This window comes from Oleiphilus sp. HI0132, assembly GCF_001635845.1.
Genome location: NZ_LWGJ01000279.1, coordinates 1 through 1569 on the forward strand (window position 1 = coordinate 1; position 1569 = coordinate 1569).

Genomic DNA, 1569 nt, shown 5'->3' on the forward strand with positions numbered 1-1569 from the left:
AGGCGTCCTGCTGATAATTTCAAGGCCATGTTATCTAAAGTCGATGGCTTCGCAGAGAAGGCTCAGAAGAAGGACGCAAGCTCTTGGTCTGAAAAACTTCGACTTGCTAAGTTTCAATCAAGTGAAGGTGTGTCTGAGCAAGGCTCGAACTCTTCCATATTTGTTGATTTATTCCTGCTCATGCTAGCGCTGGGCTTATTGCTGTATTTAACGTTTCGCTCAGTGCAGGCACCTGTTTTGGCGCCTGTTGAGAAGCCTGCTGATTTGTCTGTGTTCACTGATGAACTGATGGATTTGACCGGTATTGGCCAAGAGGGTGGCGAACTTGATGCTTCAGTACTCGCCACGCTTATCAATACAGGAAACTTAAAACAGCATGTTCAAATAGAAGATTCTGAACCCTACCTAAGCTTGCAACTTAGTTCTCGTGTTCTTTTTAATGCAGGGTCTTATGACTTGGCTCGTTCAGGGGCGTCTATTTTGGATAGCTTGCTACCAGAGCTTCGAAAGCAAGCAAAGCCAATTGTTATTGAGGTTCACACAAATGGCTATGCATCCTTGTATGGCGAAATCACCTCCGAGCAGGAACTAAGCGAAAGACGCGCGGAAACCTTAATGGACTTCTTTATTTCTGAGGGAGTCGCAGAAGCTCGTATCAGTGCTAAAGGCTATGGTGACTCTAGACCAGCCAGAAAAGAAGACTCGGCTCAGGCGCAAGAGCTGAATCGCAGGGTGCTTTTGAAGCTAGAGAAATAGTGCTTTAGCTAAGCTTTGAATTTGCAGTTGTGCAAAAAAATAGATGAAGCTTAGCGTCGCTAAATTTGTTGCTATGATTAATACGCCACTTTTTTTGCTTTTGAAAGCAGACCTAAACCTAGCATTGCCGGCGAGATCTAAAGCAAGCATTTCGAAGCGCCACAAGCCTCATATTGGCGGGCTGTTTTTCACCTTCTGAAACAGAGGTAATATTGCAAGGTCTAAGAAATTCTAACGGTGCTGGATAAATTCATTAAGAATATCCAATACGCTATCTGATAAGCCAATAAGCTCTTCAACTGCACCCTGCAGAGATAATGGTTCAGCGCCTGCTCGTGCGACCTTATAGATTTCTATGCCCTTAGCGTGTACTTTCGGATGAACATCTTCATAAAGCTCTTTGAAGCGACTCTTGGAACTTAGCTGCTGTCCTTTATCAGACATTAGGTATTTCCCAAGGCGACATTGGGTATGATCTTTTAGCTCACTCTCTTGTACGCTGTTTTGTCCAAATAATGCAAAACGGATAACCTTATCTACCCACACAATATGGTCACTCTTGGCCATGCGAAGCAGTACATCATCGTTGCTTACATCAAAGTAGCTCAAACACTCTACTTGCAGGTCACGTAGATATTCGACATTTTTATACATATCTTTGAAAATGGTGAATGATTCATTAATGCCATCAGCGGTATTTTGCACACCTCTTGCCATATCTTGTGCTACGGAAGCTTGCTCTGTTGCTGCTGAGGCAATTTGAGCTGTTGCATCAACATTTTCTGTAGCAGCGGTTTGAGCATCAGAAATTGT

The 1569-nt window shown here is 43.5% G+C and carries 2 protein-coding genes; one reads left to right on the plus strand and one right to left on the minus strand.

The genetic code is table 11. The features are described 5' to 3' along the window. Positions 1-756 (plus strand): OmpA family protein (locus A3766_RS03385; protein ID WP_068641684.1); only part of this gene is annotated, 756 nt, incomplete at its 5' end. A 231-nt stretch (positions 757-987) separates the two neighbouring features. On the opposite strand, the gene A3766_RS03390 is transcribed toward A3766_RS03385, so the two are convergent. Next, a partial coding sequence (locus A3766_RS03390) for a CZB domain-containing protein (RefSeq protein WP_197479267.1) occupies positions 988-1569 on the minus strand: 582 nt, incomplete at its 5' end.